Source organism: Oceanospirillum multiglobuliferum (assembly GCF_900167095.1).
Classification (GTDB): domain Bacteria; phylum Pseudomonadota; class Gammaproteobacteria; order Pseudomonadales; family Halomonadaceae; genus Oceanospirillum; species Oceanospirillum multiglobuliferum.
Map to the genome: position 1 here is coordinate 1 of NZ_FUXG01000026.1, position 21,985 is coordinate 21,985.

Consider the following 21,985-nt stretch of genomic DNA (forward strand, 5'->3'; position numbering starts at 1 on the left):
CCGTTGCCGCCAATTGATGGTCAGCCACCGTTGCCGCCAATTGATGGTCAGCCACCGTTGCCACCAATTGATGGTCAGCCGGGTGGTAATCCACCTCCGCCACCACCACCTGGGCCTGTGTTCCGCCCAATTCAACCTGACCTAGAGCAGAAGTTCTCAGGCGCAGGTGCAGGTGCGGCAGATACAATGGCCTTTATTAAGGCTAACCTGAATGATCCGAAGGCGCTGTTCGACTTTATTCAACAGAAGAGCTTAGGCTTTGGCCTAGTGGCAGAGTTGTTTGAGGGCGTGCGAGAGTCGGATGTTGAAGGCTTCTTTGCTGGTGCTGGATTATTACCTAATCCTAGCAGCGCTGGTAATCCGCCTCCACCACCACCGTCTCCATCAGCTGCGCCTGAGGTGAAACCTGTGCCTGTTACTGCATCGGTGTATGAATCTGATGAGGCTTCGATCATTGGTGTTTCAATGTTTGATGGCGCATCGGATATGTTTATAGGCTAATCTATTCGTTAGCTTATATGGTGCATGACGTTAGGCTTATGCGCTCTACGGTGTAGGGCGCATAAAGTGAGATACGAGCGTCATGCACCTTTCCTTTTTCCCCTCTGCTCTCGATTTTCCTCTCCCTATTAAGCATCATGCACCTATTAACCTGTTGTGCTAGAATTTCGGCCACTAGATTATGTCAAAGGTTGTTGCTTGCCTTTATACGGAGAATATATCATGCGGATTTTGGTGACTGGCGGTGCTGGTTTTATTGGTTCGGCTGTGGTGCGCCATCTAATTCAGAATACTGAGGCAGAGGTCGCTAATCTCGATAAGCTTACTTATGCGGGCAACTTGGAGTCTTTAGTTGAGGTTGATCAATCTCCTCGCTATCGGTTTTATCAGGTTGATATTTGTGACAGCCAGGCACTGAATCAGATATTTGCAGAGTTTCAACCCACTCATGTTATGCATCTTGCTGCCGAGAGCCATGTTGATCGCTCTATTGATGGCCCCGCCGCATTTATTGAAACAAATATTGTAGGCACTTATACATTACTTGAGGCTGCACGTAGTTATTGGGCTGAATTGAACCCAGAACAGAAAGCGCTATTTCGTTTTCACCATATTTCGACAGATGAGGTTTATGGTGATTTGGAGGGTACAGATGATCTGTTTACTGAAACAACAGCTTATGCACCTAGCTCTCCTTATTCTGCATCTAAAGCAAGCTCTGATCACTTGGTGCGTGCTTGGTTACGTAGTTACGGCTTTCCAACGTTGATTACAAATTGCTCAAATAACTATGGGCCTTACCATTTCCCAGAAAAACTAATCCCTCATATGATACTAAATGCTTTAGCAGGCAAGCCGTTACCTGTTTATGGCGATGGCTCTCAAATTAGAGATTGGTTGTATGTGGAAGACCATGCACGTGCGTTAGTGAAAGTTGCTACCGAGGGCGTTGTAGGTGAAACCTATAATATCGGTGGTCATAATGAGAAAAAGAATATTGAAGTGGTACGTACACTTTGTGCTTTGCTTGAAGAGCTTGCGGCCGATCAAAAACCTGATGGTATTGCACGTTATGATGAGTTAATTACTTTTGTTAAAGATCGTCCCGGCCATGATGTGCGTTATGCGATTGATGCTAGCAAAATTGAAAAAGAGCTGGGCTGGACACCAGAAGAGTCTTTCGATACCGGTATTCGTAAAACTGTGCAGTGGTATCTGAGTAATACTCAGTGGTGGCAGCGTGTGTTAAGTGGCGAATATGAGCTAGGACGTTTAGGAGAAAATGAATGAAAGGCATTATTTTAGCAGGCGGTTCTGGCACTCGCTTATACCCTATTACGAAGGGAGTTTCTAAGCAGCTTTTACCCATTTACGATAAGCCGATGATCTACTACCCGCTGTCAGTGTTAATGTTGGCTGGCATACGTGAGGTGTTGGTGATCTCAACGCCTGAGGATCTGCCTAATTTTCAGAAGCTATTAGGCGATGGATCTGATTATGGTATTGAGTTGAGCTATGCAGAGCAGCCATCACCGGATGGTTTGGCGCAAGCTTTTATTATTGGCGAGTCGTTTATTGGCGATGATTCTGTTTGTTTGGTGTTAGGCGATAATATTTTTTATGGTCAAAGCTTTGGCCGTCAATTGAAAGAGGCTGCTAGCCGTACTTCAGGGGCTACGGTGTTTGGTTATTTGGTAAGTGACCCTGAGCGTTTTGGTGTGGTGGCATTTGATGCGAATGGTAAAGCGTTAAGCATTGAGGAAAAGCCAGAAAAGCCTAAGTCTAACTATGCAGTTACAGGGCTGTATTTTTATGACAACGATGTGGTTGAAATTGCGAAGGCAGTTAAGCCTTCACATCGTGGCGAGTTAGAAATTACCAGTGTGAATCAAGCTTATCTTGACCGTGGAGACCTTAATGTAGAGCTTTTAGGTCGAGGCTTTGCTTGGCTTGATACAGGGACACACGAGAGTTTGCTAGAAGCAGGTATGTTTGTACAAACTGTTGAGCATCGCCAAGGCTTAAAGATCGCTTGCTTGGAAGAAATTGCTTATCGTAATGGCTGGTTAAGTCATGATGAGATGGTAGCGCAGGGGCAGAGGCTGTCAAAAACGGGTTATGGGCAGTATTTGTTGCGTTTGGCTCAAGAGGAGCAGTGTTAGATGAAGGTGATTGATACGCCGTTGGCTGGTGTGAAGATTATAGAGCCTAAGGTTTTTGGTGATCAGCGCGGTTTTTTCAAAGAGACGTTCAGCGTGCAGCGTTATCAGGCGTTGGCGGGTATTGATCTGGAGTTTGTGCAAGATAACCATTCGCGCTCACGTCGTGGGGTGCTACGTGGTTTGCATTTCCAGAAAACGAAACCGCAGGGCAAGTTGGTGAGCGTGCTCAGTGGGGCTGTGTTTGATGTGGCCGCTGATATTAATCCTGAGTCGCCGACTTATGGTCAGTATGTGGGGGTTGAGCTGAGCGGGGAAAACCACCGTCAGTTATGGGTGCCACCCGGTTATGCACATGGGTTTTGTGTTCTATCTGATGAGGTTGATTTTATCTACAAGTGTACTGACTATTATGACCCGTCAGATGAAGGTGGGGTTGCTTGGGATTGCTCTTTATTGGCTATTGACTGGCCTGTTACTGAGCCTCAACTTTCAGAAAAGGATCGCTTGTATCCGGGATTGAAGGCGCTTCATGGTTAAAGTAAAAGTATTGGTTACGGGTGCAGCAGGTCAGGTTGGTCGTGAGCTAGTTAAGCTTGCTCCGGCTGGGTTTGAGGTTTTAGGCTGTTCATCAAGCCAGTTAGATATTACTGATGCAGCTCAAATTCAGCAGTATATGACGGATTTTCAACCTGAGTTGATTATTAATGCTGCGGCTTATACTGCGGTTGACCGTGCAGAGTCTGAGCCTGAAAAGGCTTATGCTATTAATGAGCAGGGGGTTACGCTGTTGGCGCAGGCAGCAGAGGCTGCCCAAATTCCATTGCTGCACATTTCAACAGATTATGTGTTTAATGGTTCTGATACTCATCCTTATCGAGAAACTGATCCTACAGCGCCTTCTAGTGTCTATGGTCTAAGCAAGCTTGCAGGTGAGCAAGCTTTAGCTCAGTTTTGTACTCGGTATATTATTTTGCGTACTAGCTGGGTTTTTGGGACTGAGGGTAATAATTTTGTTAAAACGATGTTGCGCTTGGGTGCTGAGCGTGAGCAGTTAAGTGTTGTTGCTGATCAGCAAGGTTGTCCTACAAGTGCTGGAAGTATTGCGGCGGCGCTTTGGGCGCTGTCTGAACGTTATGTGGCGCAGCATGATTTACCTTGGGGGATATACCATTTTAGCAATTCGCCTGCTACGACTTGGTATGACTTTGCGTCGGAAATTTTCCGTCAGGCAAAGGCTCAAGGTGTATTAGAAACTATTCCACAGTTGAGTGCGATAGGTACGGAAGATTATCCAACACCTGCTAAGCGCCCTGCATGGTCAGTGCTTGACTGTAGTAAGTTTGAAGCCTTTATGTCTGAGCCTGTGCTAAGTTGGCAGTCTGAGCTGAGCGCGGTTATTGGTACATTAAAATAGTGACTAGCGTAATATCAAAGTTGCAGCCTAAAGTTGCGGTACTACTGGCAGCCTATAATGGTATGCAGTGGATTGAGGAGCAGGTTGATACAATTCTAAATCAGAAAGGTGTGCAGCTAACGTTGTTTGTCAGTGTCGATCAGTCCAATGATGGCACTGAGCAGTGGGTACAACGGTTGTCGACAGATTGTGACAATGTGGTGATGCTGCCTTATGGTGAGCGATTTGGTGGCGCAGGCCGTAACTTTTTTCACTTGTTTCGCTCGGTTACATTCGAGCATTTTGATTATATTGCGCTAGCTGACCAAGATGATATTTGGTTGCCGAAAAAGCTACATCGAGCCTGCGAGGTGATGGCGCAGAAAGCTGTTGATGTGGTGTCTTCTGATGTCACTGCGTTTTGGCCTGATGGCCGTAAAAAACTGATCAAAAAGTCACAGCCCCAACGGAGGCTTGATCATTTTTTTGAGGCGGCAGGCCCAGGCTGCACTTATGTGTTTAATCAAGCTTCTGCGCTTGCATTGCAACGCTTTATTATAGATTTGGGCACAAATATTAATCAGATCAGTTTACATGATTGGTTGGCTTATGCGTTCTGTCGCCATAATGGCTTCAAATGGTATATAGACCGACAGCCTATGATGTTGTATCGACAGCACGCCCATAATCAGGTGGGGACAAATACAGGGCTTGCTGCGTACAAAAAGCGTTTGCGTTTGATTCGTGAGCATTGGTATCGTCATCAGGTTGTCAATATTGCCCGTGCGGTAGCACCAGAGCTTGCAGACTCATTTACTAAACCCTTCTTTTTAATACGCTGTTATAGGCAGCTGAGGCGTCGTCCCAGGGATTGCTATGCCCTGTTGGTGATGCTGTTATTAGGGGTCTTTTAATAATGATACTTTGCAGGGGTGTTGCTAAGGTGAAGTGATGGAGTAATACAGCGTAAATTCGTTGAATAACAGGGAGGTTGATGATGTTTGAAATTATTCATCATGGTGCTGTGGATGGTGTAACAGGCTCTTGTCACCAGTTGCGACTGGCTTCGGGTGACTCAGTCTTGGTGGATTGTGGTTTGTTTCAAGGTGTGGAATCTTTGGATCGTGAGTCAGGCGATGAGGATTTTAATCTTAAGCAAATTGATTTCTCTTTGGCAGGCGTAAAGGCGCTGCTGGTAACTCACTGCCATATTGATCACGTTGGACGAATTCCTTATTTATTAGCGGCTGGTTTTGATGGGCCTATTTATGCAACTGAGGCCACTGCACAATTATTACCTTTGGTCTTAGAGGATGCCCTTAAAGTTGGTGTTAGCCGAGACGGTCGTTTGATTGATGCTGTGCTGTCCCGCTTGAAGTCTCAGTTGGTGCCTATGGCTTATGGGCAGTGGTTTAGGTTCGATGTGATCGAAGGGTTAAAAGCAAAGTTTCAGTGCGCAGGTCATATTTTTGGATCTGCTTATATTGAGTTTGAGATTTTGGCATCTGGCTCTATTCCTAAACATCGAGTTGTATTTTCTGGTGATCTTGGTGCGCCATATTCACCGCTGCTACCTGCACCTAAGTCACCTTATCGAGCTGATACGCTGATTATTGAGAGCACTTATGGTGATAGGCTGCATGAGTCGCGCCGTGACCGTAGGCGCTTGTTGCAGAGCACCATTGAGCGCTGTTTTACCAATGGTGGTACGGTGTTGATTCCTGCTTTTTCAATTGGGCGTACACAAGAGTTGCTGTATGAGCTGGAAGAGACGATTCATCGCGTTGAGAAGCGATTGAACCGAGCGCGATTGCATGGTGCGGTAACGCCTACGCTTTGGGAGCACTTAGATATTATTGTTGATTCACCTTTAGCATCTAAGTTTACTGAGTGCTACCGTACTTTAAAGTCGCTATGGGATGCAGAGGCAAGACGCAAGGTCAGCGCTGGGCGTCATCCGCTCTCTTTTGAACAGCTGCTAACGATTGATGATCATGCTGAACATTTGCAAACTGTTGACTATCTGAAGCGTACTGGTAGACCCGCTATTGTTATTGCTGCAAGTGGTATGTGTGCGGGTGGTCGAATTCAAAATTATTTAAAAGCCTTGTTGCCAGACCCGCGTACGGATCTGCTGTTTGTAGGCTATCAAGCCAAAGGAACCCCTGGACGAGACATTCAAACTTACGGCCCTCGTGGTGGTTATGTCATGCTGGATGGGCAGCGGGTAGATATTCGTGCTGGTATTTATACGCTCAATGGTTATAGCGCTCATGCAGATCAAGGGAATTTGCTTAACTTTGTTAAACGTATGCGCTATAAACCGCAGCATATACGTTTGGTACATGGTGATGTCACTGCAAAACGTGCATTACAGGCACTATACCAAGAGCTGTTGCCCAGCAGTGAAGTTGTTTTAGGTTAGCTGCTGTTAATATTGTGGTGGCTGATGATGGTTTATTGTCGTGAGAGAGGGCTGTCTCTATATTTTGAGTGTAATGTGGTATATATCTTAGAATTTTACGGGCGGCGCCTAAAGTCGTTAGAATAACCATTATAAAGATACTCAATTAAAACAAGGGGTTTTAGTGAATCATCCTTTTCAGCGCCGCCATTCCCTTTGGTATGAGCGTCTTTTGTTTAGTGGTTTGTTCCAGTTTATCTTGGGGACTGTCTGTATTGTTCTTTTGCCTGCATGGCAACGGTGGCCTGATGAGTTTTTTGCAGCAAAGGCTCAGGATGTAAAGCTCTATACTTTAATGGCTAATATGGCCGCTTATTTGGCTGTATTTTTGATTATCCGCCGATTGCGTTATTTCCCTAATGCTCAAACTATTTCTTATGTATTGCCGACCATTGCTTTGTCTTGGCTGTTGGTGGTGGCGGTCTTGTTTTTTTTACGCTTAGACTATTCTCGATATGTTCTGATGCTTTCTTTTTTAGCGGCTAACCTTTGGGCTGTAGTGGGCTTTTATGTTCGCCGTAAATTCCGAATGCCTAAAATTGCGCTTGTGCCGATGGGGCGGGCTTTGTCTTTGAAGGATAATCCGGGAGCACACAGCATTGTTTTGCAACAGCCTGATTTAGGTTCTCGACGCTTTGACGCCATTGTGGCTGATCTTCATTCTGATGATTTGTCCGCAGAATGGGAGCGTTTTTTAGCACGCTGTACTTTGGCGCACATTCCAGTCTTTCATTTTAAGCAAATGGAGGAGTTATTAACAGGGAAGGTGCGTATAGAGCGTCTCGCAGAAAATGAAATTGGTAGTTTGTTACCTTCGCCTTTTTATTCAACGGTAAAGCGGGTTTTAGATTTGACACTTGCCTTATTATTGTTGCCTGCCCTGTTGTTGGTCATGTTGTTATTTGCTGTATGGATTAAATTAGACTCAGAGGGTTCTGTTTTTTTTATCCAGGAAAGACTGGGTTTTAGAGGGAATCCATTCAAGGTTTATAAGTTTAGAAGTATGTATACCAATATGGCAGGACAAAGTTTTACCGAAGGTGAAAATGACCCTCGTATTACTCGAGTTGGCAAAGTTATTCGGAAGTTTAGAATTGACGAACTTCCGCAAATTATTAATGTACTTAAAGGTGATATGAGTTTTATTGGCCCTCGGCCAGAATCAAAAGAGCTTTCTGATTGGTATGAAGAGGCGGTTCCTTTCTTTTCCTATCGCCATGTTGTGCGTCCAGGCATTTCGGGCTGGGCTCAGGTCAATCAAGGATATGCAGCAGAGGTAGAGGGGATGAAGGAAAAGCTACAGTATGATTTTTATTACATTAAGCACTTTTCACTCTGGTTGGATATCTTGATTCTGTTTAAGACTATTAGAACCGTTTTGACAGGTTATGGTGCGCGTTAATCTCGTAAGCAAAGAGGAATCTTTTCTGTGTTAAAGAAAGCCATTATTCCTGTGGCAGGTATTGGTACTCGTTTGCTACCTATTAGTAAGGCTATTCCGAAAGAGATGGTGCCTGTTGTAGATCGGCCGTTAATTCAGCATGTGGTGGAAGAGGCACTGGCTGCGGGGTTGAATGAGGTTATTTTGGTGACTCGTGGTGGGAAGTCTGCAATTGAAGATCATTTTGATCATCACTATGAGTTGATGGCAGAGTTAGAGCGCAAAAATAAGCAGCAATTGTTGGACATGCTTAGCAGAATTTCTCCTCCAGAGCTGAAAATTACGTCTGTGCGTCAAGAGCAAGCCCTGGGTTTAGGGCATGCAATCTATTGCGCGGCACATTTGTTACAACCTCATGAGCCATTTGCGGTGATATTACCTGATGTGTTGGTGAAAAATAATTTGGGTAGCCTGCAAGAAGGTAACGACTTGGCTTCAATGGTGCAGCGCTATCAACAAACAAGTTATGCGCAAGTGATGGTGGAACCCGTGCCTTTAGCGCGTGTTGATCAGTATGGCATTGTAGATTGCGCTGGTTTATCGCCTGCCGTTGGGCAAAGTACGATTATGCAGGCAATTATAGAGAAACCAATACCTGAGAAAGCCCCTAGTCAGTTGTCGGTGGTCGGTCGCTATATTTTACCGGGAGAAATTATGGCGTTATTAGCAGAAACTCCTCCTGGAGCAGGTGGTGAGATCCAGTTGACGGACGCTATTGCTGCATTGATTAAACAAGGCCAGGGTGTAGAGGCTTATCGGATAAAGGGGCGAACCTTTGATTGCGGTTATATTCAGGGGTGGTTACAAGCAAACACTGTTTTGGGGCGCGAAGCTGGATTGATTGGGCGGTTTGATTAAATTTGGATACTATGAAAATACAATTATTAAACCAACAGCCAGTCTTTAAAGCTCTGCAAGATCAGGCAGTTAAAGTACCTCATCTGGCCGAGCTATTTCAGCAAAACCCTCATCGCGCTCAGCAGATGTCAATTGAGTCGGCGGGGATCTGTTTAGACTACAGCAAGCAGCGCGTAACTGATCAGGTCTTGTCCGAGTTAGAACAACTGTTTTATCAGGTCAAGTTGCCCCAGTCGATAGCAGAACTATTCTCTGGCGCGGTGGTGAACCAGAGTGAAAACCGTGCCGCTTTGCATACGCAGCTACGTTTACCTGCGGCACAACAGCCAGAGGCGTTTGCAGTAATTGAGCAGGCGCTTTTACAAATGGAAGCGCTGGTGGATCAGGTACAGCAAGGTGTCTGGAGAGGCTTTTCAGGCAAACGTATTACCGATGTGGTGAACCTAGGCGTTGGTGGTAGTGACTTGGGGCCTTTGATGGTAACTCAGGCACTGAAAGAGTATGCCGAACCTCAAGCTAAGGCATTGAAAGTTCACTTTGCTTCTACTATTGATGGCAGTCAGCTATTTGACCTGTTGGATCACTTAAACCCTGAAACAACATTGTTCTTAATTGCGTCTAAATCTTTTACAACCATTGATACGCTGTCTAATGCAGACACGGTGAGAGCTTGGCTTGCTAAAGCTTGTCCTAGTGAGACGCTGATGTTGCGCTGTCACTTTGTGGGTATATCAGCTTCAGCTGATAAAATGCAGCAGTGGGGTATAGCACCAGAGAATCAATTACCTTTTTGGTCTTGGGTCGGTGGCCGCTTTTCACTCTGGTCTACGGTTGGTTGTGCTATTGCTTTGGATTTGGGAATGGGGGTTTTTAGGCAGTTGCTGGCAGGTGCTTATGCAATGGATGAGCATTTTCGTACAGCGCCACCTCTACAGAATATTCCTGTCATGATGGCATTGTTGGGTGTTTGGAATGTTAATGTCCTAGATATTCGCGCCCATGCTATTTTGCCTTATGACGGTCGTTTGAAATACTTTCCTTCATACCTTGAGCAGCTAGAGATGGAGAGTAATGGTAAATCGGTGACGCAAAGTGGTGAGCCGATAAATTATGCGACCTGCCCTGTGCTTTGGGGAGAAATTGGTGCTAATGCTCAACATGCTTTCTATCAGTTGCTGCACCAAGGCACGCAGGCCGTTGCGGCAGATTTTATTCTTGCGGCAAACCGTTATGAAGCTTCTCAGAGTGAAGCGCATTACGAGGCTTTGATTGCGCAGCATGAGCTGAATATTGCCAACTGCTTGGCGCAGTCTCGTGTTTTGGCACTGGGTAACGCTGCGGTTGAGCCTTCTGACAACCCGTTTCGTCACTATCCGGGGAACCAGCCTTCATCTACTTTGCTGTTAGACCGTTTAGATGCTTCTACGTTAGGTGGTTTAATTGCCTGTTATGAGCATAAGGTGTTCACTCAAGCGGTAATTTGGGGCATTAACCCTTTTGATCAGTGGGGGGTGGAGTTGGGTAAGCAGGTGGCGTTACAGTTGCAAGCTGTTCTTGCGGGTAAGGGCGACACCGAGCTGGATAGTTCAACTTTGCATTTAGCTGCACAGATCAACAGTAAGCGAGGCCGCGTATGAATATTTTGATTATGGGATCTGATATTACTGCGTGGACACAAGCTGCGGTGTTGGCATCGAGTGGTTGCCAAGTGAGTTTGTTGCTGGATCAAAATGTTGAGGTTGAAAGCAGCGAGCCTCAGCTATCACGTTTAGTACAAATCCAGCAAGCTGAAGGGCGGTTACAGATTATTCGGGGAGAGTCATTACACGACCCTCAAACTAATTTGTTAATTGATGCCCGTGTTAATCTTGATTTTGATAGCCGTAAACAGGCTATTGAGCAGTTCGCGCTATATCTTTCTAAAGCACAGTCTTTAGTGGTGGCTTTGGTACAGCCTGTTGAAATAGGCACAACTGATCGGTTGCAGCAACAGTTGAACGATCAGGGGCTGACGCAGTTGTCGGTGGTATATTGGCCTAGTTTTATTCAGTCAGGGCGTGCGATTGAAAGTTTTTCTCGCTCAGATCGTATTGTCCTAGGTAGTCAGCATTCAGGTGCGGTACAGCTAATTAAACGCCTATTAACACCGTTTAACCGCAGTTTAGACAACTTTATGTTGATGCAGCCCAAAGAGGCAGAGCTGACCAAAGTGGCGATCAATGGCATGTTGGCTACTAGGGTTAGTTTTATGAATGAGCTGGCGCGTTTTGCCAGTCTTAACCAAATTGATATTGAGCCAGTACGTCAAGGAATTGGTTCAGACAGCCGGATTGGGTTTCAGTATCTTTACCCAGGCTGTGGCTTTGGTGGCGATGCATTTTTGCAGACTTTACAGCAGTTAACTCAAGCACTAGGTCGTGACTATCAACCTGACTTGTTATCAGTAGTATGTTCGATCAATGAGCAGCAGAAAGATCTGCTGTTTCAGAAGTTTTGGCGTTTTTATCAAGCTGAAATTCAGCAACGTACTGTGGCGATTTGGGGTGGGGCTTTTAAACCGAACTCTAGTGATATTTCAGGTAGTCCTGCGCTGATTTTAATTGAATCCCTACTTGCTCATGGTGTGCGTGTTAGGTTGTATGATCCTGCCGCGGCAGAGGCTTTGAGTCATTATTTTGCAGAGCATTCAAAGCGTGATCAGCTGGTTCTTTGTGAATCTGCGTTAATTGCCGCAGAAGAGGTTGATGCGATTATGCTGGTGACTGAGTGGAAAGAGTTCTGGAATATTGATCTTGCCGCTTTACGACAGAAAGTAAGGCAGCCTTTGTTGTTAGATGGTCGTAATATTTATGATCCGGCTTATGCTCAGCAGTCGGGATGGATCTACTCAGGTATTGGTCGTGGGCAAGCCTTGTAATAGGCGGCTTACCCTTTGATAAAAGGTATACAGATTTTATGATTATTGCGCTGCAAAATGCTTATTATGCTCAACAGCCTGACGTTGCCCATTCAGCAGAGCTTGTTAGCTTTGGTACATCAGGCCATCGCGGTAGTTCACTTAAAACTTCTTTTAACGAGCACCATGTATTAGCCATCGCACAGGCGGTTGTGGATTATCGCAAACTGCAAGGCTATACAGGGCCTTTGTATTTAGGGCGTGACACTCATGCCTTGTCACAGTTGGCGTGGCAAAGTGTATTGCAGGTTTTAGTGGCCAATGGTGTACAAGTATGTATTGATGCAGGCGAACTTGCAATTACGGCTACCCCTGTGATCAGTCATACTATTTTACATCATAATGTCGAACATCCTGATCAACTGGCTGATGGCTTGGTGATTACACCATCCCATAACCCTCCTGAAGATGGCGGTATTAAATATAACCCCCACCACGGCGGGCCAGCCGGTGCGGAAGCAACCGACTGGATTCAACAGCAAGCGAATCTTTATCTACAAGCGGGATTAGAAGGTATCAAACAAATCGCATTTGATGATGCGTTAAAGTCTGCTCAGCTATTTGACTATACTGCGCTTTATCTTGACCACCTTAATCAAGTGGTTGACTTAGATGCCATTCGTAATGCGAACTTAACGCTGGGGGTTGACCCATTAGGTGGTGCAGGTTTACCAATTTGGCTAGCCCTTGAGGCTAAAACAGGTATTAAGGTTGAAGTTGTCAATCAGGTAATTGATTCTAGCTTTGAGTTTATGCCAGCAGATCATGATGGCAAGATTCGTATGGATTGCTCTAGCCCTTTTGCGATGGAAAATTTATTAGGGATAAAAGATCGTTTTGATCTGGCCTTTGGTAATGACCCTGATGCAGATCGTCACGGTATTGTTGATCATAGGGGATTGATGAGCCCTAATGCTTTCTTAGCGGTATGTATCGACTATTTATTGAGCCACCGTCCCGAGTGGTCAAAAACACTTAAAATCGGTAAAACTTTGGTATCTTCTTCATTGATTGATCGGGTAGTAGCCGCACATCAACGGGAGTTGTTTGAAACCCCTGTTGGCTTAAAATGGTTTGTTGAGGGTTTGCAGCAAGGTTGGCTTGCATTTGGCGGTGAAGAGAGCGCAGGTGCAACACTGTTGACCCGTGACGGTCGTCCTTGGTCTACTGACAAAGATGGTATTGCGCTTTGTCTATTGGCTGCTGAAATTATGGCGGTGACTGGTAAGTCTCCTTCAGAATATTATCTTGAGTTAACCCGCCAGCATGGTAATCCCGCTTATTGCCGAGTGGACACTCCGCTTACATCTGATCAGAAAGCAGGCTTTAAAAAGTTGAATGCCCAAAGTATTGATTCAGACAGTCTAGCAGGTGAGCCTATTCAGCAAGTATACGTGAAAGCTCCGGGTAATCAGGCCAGTATTGGCGGTATTAAAGTGGTTACCGCAAATGGTTGGTTTGCAGCACGCCCTAGTGGTACGGAACCGTTGTATAAAATTTATGCAGAAAGTTTTAAAGGTGAACTGCACCTAAGTGAGCTGATTGAAGAGGCTAAAGGATTATTGGCTGAGGTGCTTTAGTGGCTGTATTTAATGATGCGTTGATTGATAAATTGATCCCTTTGGCTCAGTCTGATCCGCACATTGATATACTCTGGCTGTATGGCTCTCAAGCAAAAGGTCTAGCTCATACAGCAAGCGATATTGATCTTGCCGTTGCCTTTAATACAAGCTTAAAAGATCCGCTTGACCGTCGGCTAAGGCCAGAGTTGCTGGCCTTAGCATGGTGTGAACAACTTGGTGTGATGAGTGAAAAGGTTTCTATTGTTGATATCAATAATACACCTTTGCCTTTGCAGCATGCGATTCTACGGACAGGTAAAGCTTTATACATCAAAAGTCCCTTACGCCTTGCAAAAGAGGAAAACAGAATATCATCAATGTGGGAGCTAGATTACCTGTACTATCAACAGCGAGATAAGCGTAATATTGATCTAGGATAGAGCATGGAACAAGAGTATGTCTTAGCGATGCAAGAGCAACTTCAAGAGTTAAGTGAAGAGCTGGCCGAGCTATCCGAGTTGGTGCTATTTGGTAATATTTCAAGAATTGCCTATCGTGCAACGGAGCGTAATCTACAACTACTGACAGAAGCTTGTATAGGTATTGCTAAACAGCGGCTTAAAAGTTTGGGTGTTGTGTTACCTAATGATGCGCGGCAGACATTCAACAAGTTGTCGGCATTAGGCTGTGATGCATCGGGTATTGAGTGGAATAAGGTCATAGGGCTACGTAATGCTTTAGTGCATGACTATCTCAATATAGAGCCAGAGATTGTCTTGAGTATTCTTAGAAGTAAGCAGTACCAATCTTTGTTAGATTTTGCCCAACAGCAGTTAACTGCTGAGTCGTAATAAATTGTGCTAAATTGCACAGCAATTAATTCTAAGCGCAGCAAATTTCACGCTGTGTTGTTATTTTCAGTTTTGAGAGAGCATTATGATCGTTGTAACAGGTGGTGCAGGTTTTATTGGTAGCAATATTGTGAAAGCCCTTAATGAGATGGGACGAACTGATATTATCGTTGTAGATGATCTGAGCGATGGTAAGCAGTTTTACAATATCAGCGACTGCGATATTGCCGACTATCTGGATAAAGATGACTTTCTAGCACAGGTTGTTGCCGATACGGGTGTTTTGGATAACGTAGAGGCGATCTTTCACGAAGGTGCTTGCTCTTCCACTACCGAGTGGGACGGCAAGTATATGATGCAGAATAACTATGCCTACTCTAAGACATTACTACATGCCTGTTTGAAGAAGAAAATTGCGTTTTTATACGCTTCTAGTGCCTCTGTTTATGGTGGTAGCGAAGTGTTCAAAGAGGCGCGTGAGTTTGAAAAGCCATTAAATGTTTATGGCTACTCTAAATGGCAGTTTGATCAGTACGTGCGCTCAATTCAGCATACCTTTGAAAGCCAAGTAGTAGGCTTCCGTTACTTCAATGTGTACGGCCCACGAGAACAGCATAAAGGTAGCATGGCTTCTGTTGCTTTCCACTTTAATAACCAGATTCAAGCCAATGGTGTTTGTAAGCTTTTTGGTGGCAGTGGCGGATATGGCGACGGTGAGCAGCGCCGTGATTTCGTATTTGTGGGGGATGTGGTGAAAGTGAACCTGTGGTTTTGGCAAAATCCAGAGCAAAGCGGCATCTTTAACTTAGGTACGGGCAACTGCCAGAGCTTTAATGATGTAGCTGACGCTGTGATTCAATGGCATGCATCTAAAGGTGTTAAAGGGCAGACAATTCAAGGCCAAAAAGAATATACCCCGTTTCCTGATCACTTAAAGGGAGCCTATCAAAGTTTTACCGAGGCAGATATTTCTGCACTGAGGGCAGCAGGCTATCAAGAATCTTTTGCTACTGTTGAGCAAGGGGTTGAGCAGTATTTAGATTGGCTTAACGCTTAATTGGTATTCATGTGAAAGTCAGTGTTATCATTTCTTATTATAATAAGTATCAGGTGCTTTTTTTATTACTAAAAGCACTTGAAAATCAATCTTTTAAAGATTTCGATGTTATTATTGCTGATGACGGTTCTAATGATGAATCATCAAAAAACATCAACCAATATCTAAGTCTATCACCTTTAAAGGTAACCCGTGTCTGGCATGAGGATAAAGGATTTAGAAAGAACAAAATTCTTAACCAGGCTGTTTTAGCCTCTAAAGCTGACTATCTCATTTTTATTGATGGAGATTGTATACCTCAGAAGTTTTTTGTCGAAGATCATGTTCAGAATGCGGAGTTGGGCTATGCCTTAAATGGCCGACGTGTTGATCTTTGTCCAAAAATGAGTTCGCTTTTATTAAACACTAAATCTCCTGAAATTTTCTTTGATCAAAATAAAATCAATATCCTAACTCGTTACCTATTTCTTTCCTCTGGTAAAAATATTGAGAAGGGGTTTCGAATAACTTGCCAAAAATTGAAATCGTATTTGAACAAAAAGACAAAGGGACTTGTTGGCTGCAATATGTCTTTTTTCAAACAGGACATTCTAGATATTAATGGTTTTGATGAGCGCTATGAAGCAGCAGGAGTGGGTGAAGACAGTGATATAGATTTTCGTCTTCGAGGTATTGGTGTAAAAATTAAGAATATTTTCTACCAAGCGAATCAACTACATATTTACCATAAAGAATTACCCAGAGAAAAAATCAATGATGACATTTTCAACTCGGTAATTCAGGCTAAAGCTTATCGGACACCTTTTGGGATTGAAAAAGAGCCTCAGTAGTGAAAACTATCACTTCTTCCTAAAGGTATAGTTGCCTCTTATTTTTCGCCAAAGGCCAAAAGTGTCCGTTTTAGGAAAGATTGCAATCCGCCTGATCTGATTAAGGTCTTCGTGTATGGCTTTGGGGCCTGAGTTTGTCGCAACTGTATATTGATATCCTGCTTCAGATACGATTTTCTTGCTGACCTCATTATGGTCACCATAAGGATAGGCAAATGTCGTAACAGGTTGGTTGATAATTTCTTCCAGCCTTTCTTTATTGCTAATAATTTCTTCTCGCTGCTGATCTTCGGTGAGCTGATTAAGCCTAGGATGCGTCAGCGTGTGGCCCCCTATTTCAATCAAAGGGCTTTGTGCCAATTTTTTAAGGCTATCAATATCTAATAATTCAAAGCGTTTGTCTGGATTATCTAAAACCGCATGATCCCATCTATTATGGTTTTCACCTGTGACGACATAAATAGTTGCTTTAAACTGATACTTTTCTAGTAAAGGCAATAGTAGGTCATAATTATCTTGATAACCATCATCAAACGTCAGCATGATATAACGTTTATCAAATCGCTTATTTAAACCTATTCTTTCTAAATCTTTAAATGTTATGGTTTCAAACCCCATTTTTTTATCAGTTTGAAATGTTTGTCAAGGTTTTTCAGCTTAATATAAGTACCATGTACACCTATGCCATCATCGTTATTGATTACTCGATGATACATGATGATTGGAACCTCTTTTCTTTTTGTATGGCAGATAGCTGATTGATACTCGACTAAGATTTGATCTACAATTTTATCTAAGTGATACTCTGATTCTATTCTCTGGCGCAATACAGCTCGGTCATGATGACTAACCAGACCGTCCTCTAATTCTTTTTTGAGTTCTAAAAAGTTAATATCAAGCTCTTTCTCACCAATATCGCCAAAATTGCTCTCTAATGCTTGTGGTAGATTATTTTCATTCACAATGCCGATAGCAAATGCCTCGCCTATTGCTAAAGTTGTTTTTTCGCACAGCAATGCTTCTATAGCGACACGCCCACCGCCAATAACCAAACAGGCATCTCGCATTGCTTCCCGTACATTATTACTATGACCACAAAATTGAACTTGATTTCTGAATTGATCAAAGCGTGAGTCTATCTTACTGCCGCTGTAAATTTTGACTTGATAACAAGTAAGGTCAATCGTCTGTTCAAGTAGCCTGAAGACAACCTCACCTTTAGGGCCTGTTAATCGGCCAATAATGACAATAATAGGTTTGGATTCCGCAGAAACGACAGGCAAAGGACTAAATTGGTCCGTATTGATACCATTGCGAATTACTTTGACTTGCTCAGCGGGTACGCCTAATGCTGTTTCAATCTGTTGTTTGATGTTTTCACACACTGCAAAGGCTTTGTAACCAAGTGCATGAAACTTTTTTCTAGAGGCATGAACGGGTTGGCGGCCATGAACAGTGGTGACCATCGGTGTATTTGTCAGCTTACAGGCAATATAAGCTGACCAACCAGAGGCACGGCTATGTGCATGGACAATTTGAATTTTGTGTCTTTTAATCAGATATATCAGATACGCAATATGCCAAAGCCTTCTAGGCAGACTTCTTTTGTTAAAGCGGAGTTTGAAGTACTGACCTCTATGAGGTGTGCTCAATGTATCTGACACATAAAAAACAGAGTGGCCGTCAGCACTAAGTCGGTCACCAATGCTTGTTGCGTAGACCTCAGCCCCTGTCACTTCTAATTGAGAAAGCGCCATTAGAATATTCATAAAATGCTCTTTAATGCTATGACATAAAGACTGAGGACAGCGACTGCTGCCAGTTATAAACTTTATCGCTGCAATCTGGAATATTCAGAGCGTCGAATACTTGATTATCATCATCTGTAAATGCCTCTGGTGACAACGCTAAATGACGCTCAAGGCTATTGCAAGGCCGCCACCTGAGTGCTTTTGCTGAGCGCTTAATCGGGAAAAAACCTACCGTTGGTACATCGAGTGCTCCAGCAATATGCAATGGCCCTGTAGAGCCAGCAATGAACAAATCAGCTGCACTAATGGATTGTGCAAATGTAGCTAAGCCTTGGCTTGATGCGTATAGCACGACTTTGCATTTGCTTTTGGTTGCTTCGATCAAGCAGTTCGCCAGCTCTATTTCGCTTGGCCCTGCGCTAATGACCCACTGTATAGGGTTATTGTTGCTCTCCATATTTTTCTGGTCGAGCTGCTGGATCAGTTCAGCATACTGTTCAATGGATAAGTTGGTTGCAGATCCACCGGAACCTGGGTGTACAAAGGCGATTTGCTCGTGGTTGTTGAGCTTGAGTTGCTGGCATAGCTGTCGTCGTTCTTTCTGGCGTTGCTCAAGAGGTAGAGGCCAATAAGGTGCTAAATTTTGAGCAGGCACAACTTTCAAGTGTTTAAGTAGCGCTAAGACAAGGTCTATATTGTACTCGTACTCAGGTTTCTCTGAGTGTGATCGCCTTTGTACTACTCTATGGTTGTAGAAAAATTGCGCTAGTTTAGTAGCTGGGGCAATACGCATCGGAATGCGATTTTTTAAACCGAGCCAGCCAATGCGAGGGGTCGAAAATAGTGTCAGTAAAATATCAAAATGCTGGCTTTTAATATCATGGTAGTGGTTGGGGTCAAGTAAAACATGATCAACCCAAGGGCAAAGCTCAGCGACTGGCGCTGTATATTTTGGAACAAGTACACTGATTTGTGCTTTTGGTAGAGAGCGCTTGAGTAATGCCAACGCTGGCCATGCCAACATAAAGTCACCCAACTTATCGTTACGTACAACTAATATCTTTAGTTTGTCCAATGACTTCAAGTTAAGTGACATTTAATCATTCCTGCTCGTTTTTTGTTGTGGTTTTGGTGCGTAGCCACAGGTCGGCATATTTTACAAAGGTGGAGTGTGCAGATAAAAGTGCGAGTAAGAATCCTGCTTTACCATCCATAAACCCTGCTTTAATCAAGTACATACGCACAAAGCAGCCAAGGGCATGTAATACACCATTACTGAGTGTGGTGGTTTTGCCCTTTTTCGCACGTCCTTCTGCCCATGCCTCTGCATACTGTGCAGACTTTATGAGGTAATGGCGCATATTGTCGTAGGTGAAGTGTAATAAGTCACCTTGCAGCTTCTTTTCGGGTAACCCGTTAGGATTTTCAAGCTTTTCGTGTACCAAGGCACTGTTATAGCTTGCGGCATTGGTTGGATATAAGCGTAAAACACGATCAGGATACCAACCCGAATGGCGAATAAAACGCCCGAAGCACCAGCTGAGCCTTGCTATACTGCCAATACACTTTTCTGCTTTAATACAATCTTGTAGGCTGTTTTTTAGTTCTGGGGTGACGCGCTCATCAGCATCTATCACAAAAATCCAGTCGGTTTTAACATAGGACTCAGCGCGCTGGCGCTGAATGCCAAAGCCCTGCCAGTCATTATGGCTGTAAAACTCTGCTCTATATTGTGCCGCAATTTCAGCAGTTTTATCAGTACTGCCAGAGTCAACAACAATGATTTGGTCAACCCACTTCACTGATTCGAGACAGGCCGCTAAGTTTTTTTCTTCATTTTTAACAATCAGTACAGCGGCTATGGTTGGCACGACGTAGCTCCTGAGTGAATACGCTGGTGATAATAACTAGTGTAAAAGCAAACATCATTGTGCCGCTGTTATGCAGTAAAAAACCCTGAGTGAGTCCAAAATCAAAGTAACAAAAGGACAATAAACATCCTGCCATTGCGGAGGCACGTACATCTGAGTTTTTATGCTTTAAATAGGGTTTAAATAGTAAAACTGGAATAATATAAAGGGCAAATAATGCAGATAGCCCAAATAAGCCTCTTTTCGCCATAGTATCTAGAATCTCATTATGGGCCTGGTTGAAATGTCCGATATGAGGCGATGCTTGATTGTTGTTAATGTATTCATTTTTTGTAGTAATGTAACCCTCTTTGCCATGGCCAAAAATAGGTTTTTCAGAGAATAGCTGATAGGCGTTGATCCATAAGTTAAAACGAATACCAACGGAAGTGCCTTGATTACTACCATCTATATAATGCTCTATATTGGAAAAAGCTTCATCGACTCTGTGTTTGATACCAATACTTTCTATTTTGTAAGCGGAGAAAAGTGACAGCATTGCGATAGATAAAGAAATGATAACTGTTTTCTTAGAAATAGAGGTACTTAAGTTACTAATAATAAAAATTATGATAATAGGTAAGCCAATCCAGCCTCCCCGACTTAGAGAAAAGAATGAGGCTAATATAGCTAGAAATGCACCGGTAATTAATAAAGAACACCATAGTAGTTTTCTTTTTTTCTCTAAAGCCCATGTCAAGCCTGCTAGTGATAGAACACCTAGCAACATGCTGATATTACCATATTGAATGGGGTTGTTCGTGCCTCCAACACGATATACACCAAGATGATAGCGCTGATACAATGCAAATAATCCAGTAGTAACAGCTCCAGCTGCTACAGATGCCCAAAACACTTTGCTTCTAATTGGAAACTTGGTCAATGCATAAAGGACAAATGCAGCTAGTAAGAAACGAGCTGATTTGTCCAGTTCTCGAGCTTCTTCATGATGAATTAATACACTTATTAGTTGAATGGAGAAGTATGTTATTAGTAATGCTAGGATATATTTTGTGTTTTTTATTTGGAATGGTACGTTATTTTCATTGTGAACAAAAAAATGAAATAATGCGCCAAATAGTAGTAGCGTAGCACCATAAGAATAGCCAGATGGGATAATCAATGCTAGAACAAAAAAAAGAAAAACTGCAATATTATTATAAGAGTTGAATATTTTTTCAGGGATGCATTGCATGTTCAATTCCTTTGATAATAGCTTCAACTTGAATATGATTTAAGCAGTTGGTGTGCCCCAAGGGGCAGTTGCGTTTAAAGCAGGGACTACACTCTAGGCTCAAACTATGAATTTTGTGCTTGTCAGTTAGTGGAGGTGTGTATTTTGGTGATGACGAGCCATAAATCCCTTGAACAAAAGTACCAACAGCTGCTGCGACGTGCATTAAACCTGAGTCGTTGGTTACGGCTTGCTGTGTCAGTGCTAAAAGGTCAACTGCATCACTCAAGCTTGTGCTACCACAAAGATTATAGATATTGGCTTTGCCTGATTCAGCTATTTTTTCCCCTGCAGTTTTATCTTTTGTCCCCCCAATTATCCAAACTTGATAACCATTTTCTGCCAATGTTTCTGCTAGGGTTTTAAAGTGACTTAATGGCCACTGTTTTGCGGGGCCATATTCTGCACCTGGCATTAAAGCTATAGCGGGAAGCTGTCTATTCAGTTGATATTTACTGATGAGTTGCTGCTGATTATTAGGGTCTACAGATAATTTTGGATATGGAATATCGCCTAATGCTTCGTCAGCTCGTAGGCCTAAAGCGTAAAAACGCTTTACGGTCTGATCAAGCTGCTTTTTATCTAGGCGTCTGCGGTCATTCAATATGATGAAGCGTTGTTCACCATGAAAGCCTGTACGTAACGGAATATTTGCAGCATAAGGGGCTAATGCTGACTTCCATGAGCGAGGTAGCACGATAGCTTGAGTATAGGCCTCTGATCGGAGTGATACTCCAAGTCGCCATCGGTTGGCTAGTTTTAGCTCACCATGATTAGTGGGTAACACTATTGCTTGTCGAACTTCAGGCATTCGAGCGAGTATCGGCTTAGACCATTCGGGTGCTAAAACGTCAATAATAAGTTCTGGGCTGCTTTGCTTCAGTTGTTTGAATAAGCTTTGTGCCATTACCATATCACCAACCCAAGAGGGGCCAACAACTAAAACTTTCTCCATGCCACGCAGTACCCTGATTTTGATATGATTAAGGAGGAAATTTTACATTGATTCTAGTTA

The 21,985-nt window shown here is 43.5% G+C and carries 22 protein-coding genes; 16 read left to right on the top strand and 6 right to left on the bottom strand.

Annotated elements, in window-relative coordinates; genetic code table 11:
* The 16 genes from B5D26_RS16215 to B5D26_RS14110 all read left to right on the top strand — a co-directional run.
* The coding region (locus tag B5D26_RS16215; RefSeq protein WP_200810690.1) for a hypothetical protein at nt 1-501 on the top strand (501 nt) is incomplete at its 5' end.
* A 222-nt stretch (nt 502-723) separates the two neighbouring features.
* Nucleotides 724-1,791, top strand: coding sequence for a dTDP-glucose 4,6-dehydratase (rfbB, locus tag B5D26_RS14040; protein ID WP_078746355.1), 1,068 nt, complete (start codon nt 724-726; stop codon nt 1,789-1,791).
* Nucleotides 1,788-2,663, top strand: a complete 876-nt coding sequence (gene rfbA / locus B5D26_RS14045; protein ID WP_078746356.1) for a glucose-1-phosphate thymidylyltransferase RfbA — start codon at nt 1,788-1,790, stop codon at nt 2,661-2,663. The genes rfbB and rfbA overlap by 4 nt, the downstream gene beginning before the upstream one ends.
* The gene (rfbC, locus tag B5D26_RS14050) at nt 2,664-3,200 is read left to right on the top strand and encodes a dTDP-4-dehydrorhamnose 3,5-epimerase (RefSeq protein WP_078746357.1); all 537 of its coding nucleotides are present in this window, start codon (nt 2,664-2,666) and stop codon (nt 3,198-3,200) included.
* Entirely contained in the window at nt 3,193-4,077 is an 885-nt protein-coding gene (gene rfbD, locus B5D26_RS14055) for a dTDP-4-dehydrorhamnose reductase (protein WP_078746358.1), read from the top strand. Before rfbC ends, rfbD begins: the two co-directional genes overlap by 8 nt.
* Nucleotides 4,077-4,970, top strand: coding sequence for a glycosyltransferase (locus tag B5D26_RS14060; RefSeq protein WP_200810691.1), 894 nt, complete (start codon nt 4,077-4,079; stop codon nt 4,968-4,970). The genes rfbD and B5D26_RS14060 overlap by 1 nt, the downstream gene beginning before the upstream one ends.
* Nucleotides 4,971-5,053: 83 nt before the next feature.
* Entirely contained in the window at nt 5,054-6,481 is a 1,428-nt protein-coding gene (locus B5D26_RS14065; RefSeq protein ID WP_078746394.1) for an MBL fold metallo-hydrolase, read from the top strand.
* A gap of 163 nt (nt 6,482-6,644) precedes the next feature.
* Complete coding sequence (locus B5D26_RS14070) at nt 6,645-7,922, top strand: exopolysaccharide biosynthesis polyprenyl glycosylphosphotransferase (RefSeq protein WP_234985310.1); 1,278 nt, start codon at nt 6,645-6,647, stop codon at nt 7,920-7,922.
* A gap of 27 nt (nt 7,923-7,949) precedes the next feature.
* On the top strand, nt 7,950-8,819 hold the full coding sequence (locus B5D26_RS14075) for a UTP--glucose-1-phosphate uridylyltransferase (protein WP_078746359.1): 870 nt from the start codon (nt 7,950-7,952) through the stop codon (nt 8,817-8,819).
* A gap of 11 nt (nt 8,820-8,830) precedes the next feature.
* Nucleotides 8,831-10,456 carry a glucose-6-phosphate isomerase gene (gene pgi / locus B5D26_RS14080; protein WP_078746360.1) on the top strand — a complete coding sequence of 542 codons (1,626 nt, stop codon included), beginning with the start codon at nt 8,831-8,833 and terminating at the stop codon, nt 10,454-10,456.
* Entirely contained in the window at nt 10,453-11,736 is a 1,284-nt protein-coding gene (locus B5D26_RS14085) for a nucleotide sugar dehydrogenase (protein ID WP_078746361.1), read from the top strand. The genes pgi and B5D26_RS14085 overlap by 4 nt, the downstream gene beginning before the upstream one ends.
* Nucleotides 11,737-11,774: 38 nt before the next feature.
* Nucleotides 11,775-13,355 carry a phosphohexomutase domain-containing protein gene (locus B5D26_RS14090; RefSeq protein ID WP_078746362.1) on the top strand — a complete coding sequence of 527 codons (1,581 nt, stop codon included), beginning with the start codon at nt 11,775-11,777 and terminating at the stop codon, nt 13,353-13,355.
* On the top strand, nt 13,355-13,777 hold the full coding sequence (mntA, locus tag B5D26_RS14095; protein ID WP_078746363.1) for a type VII toxin-antitoxin system MntA family adenylyltransferase antitoxin: 423 nt from the start codon (nt 13,355-13,357) through the stop codon (nt 13,775-13,777). The genes B5D26_RS14090 and mntA overlap by 1 nt, the downstream gene beginning before the upstream one ends.
* 3 nt (nt 13,778-13,780) lie before the next feature.
* Complete coding sequence (hepT, locus tag B5D26_RS14100) at nt 13,781-14,188, top strand: type VII toxin-antitoxin system HepT family RNase toxin (protein WP_078746364.1); 408 nt, start codon at nt 13,781-13,783, stop codon at nt 14,186-14,188.
* 85 nt (nt 14,189-14,273) lie between these two features.
* Complete coding sequence (gene rfaD / locus B5D26_RS14105; protein WP_078746365.1) at nt 14,274-15,245, top strand: ADP-glyceromanno-heptose 6-epimerase; 972 nt, start codon at nt 14,274-14,276, stop codon at nt 15,243-15,245.
* Between the two features lie 11 nt (nt 15,246-15,256).
* On the top strand, nt 15,257-16,075 hold the full coding sequence (locus tag B5D26_RS14110) for a glycosyltransferase (RefSeq protein ID WP_200810692.1): 819 nt from the start codon (nt 15,257-15,259) through the stop codon (nt 16,073-16,075).
* Between the two features lie 9 nt (nt 16,076-16,084).
* Here the strand turns inward: B5D26_RS14110 and B5D26_RS16310 are convergent, their stop codons facing one another.
* Genes B5D26_RS16310 through waaF form a run of 6 tightly spaced genes read right to left on the bottom strand, consistent with a single transcriptional unit; the run spans nt 16,085 to nt 21,925 of the window.
* Nucleotides 16,085-16,693 (bottom strand): polysaccharide deacetylase family protein, encoded by a 609-nt coding sequence (locus tag B5D26_RS16310; RefSeq protein ID WP_200810693.1) that lies wholly within the window; start codon nt 16,691-16,693, stop codon nt 16,085-16,087.
* Nucleotides 16,675-17,844 carry a glycosyltransferase family 4 protein gene (locus tag B5D26_RS14115; protein WP_200810694.1) on the bottom strand — a complete coding sequence of 390 codons (1,170 nt, stop codon included), beginning with the start codon at nt 17,842-17,844 and terminating at the stop codon, nt 16,675-16,677. Before B5D26_RS14115 ends, B5D26_RS16310 begins: the two co-directional genes overlap by 19 nt.
* 16 nt (nt 17,845-17,860) lie before the next feature.
* On the bottom strand, nt 17,861-18,922 hold the full coding sequence (locus tag B5D26_RS14120; protein WP_078746367.1) for a glycosyltransferase family 9 protein: 1,062 nt from the start codon (nt 18,920-18,922) through the stop codon (nt 17,861-17,863).
* Nucleotides 18,923-18,926: 4 nt separating this feature from the next.
* The gene (locus B5D26_RS14125) at nt 18,927-19,697 is read right to left on the bottom strand and encodes a glycosyltransferase family 2 protein (RefSeq protein WP_078746368.1); all 771 of its coding nucleotides are present in this window, start codon (nt 19,695-19,697) and stop codon (nt 18,927-18,929) included.
* The gene (locus tag B5D26_RS14130) at nt 19,666-20,931 is read right to left on the bottom strand and encodes an O-antigen ligase family protein (protein ID WP_078746369.1); all 1,266 of its coding nucleotides are present in this window, start codon (nt 20,929-20,931) and stop codon (nt 19,666-19,668) included. Before B5D26_RS14130 ends, B5D26_RS14125 begins: the two co-directional genes overlap by 32 nt.
* The gene (gene waaF / locus B5D26_RS14135; protein ID WP_078746370.1) at nt 20,915-21,925 is read right to left on the bottom strand and encodes a lipopolysaccharide heptosyltransferase II; all 1,011 of its coding nucleotides are present in this window, start codon (nt 21,923-21,925) and stop codon (nt 20,915-20,917) included. The genes B5D26_RS14130 and waaF overlap by 17 nt, the downstream gene beginning before the upstream one ends.
* Nucleotides 21,926-21,985 lie beyond the last annotated feature (60 nt).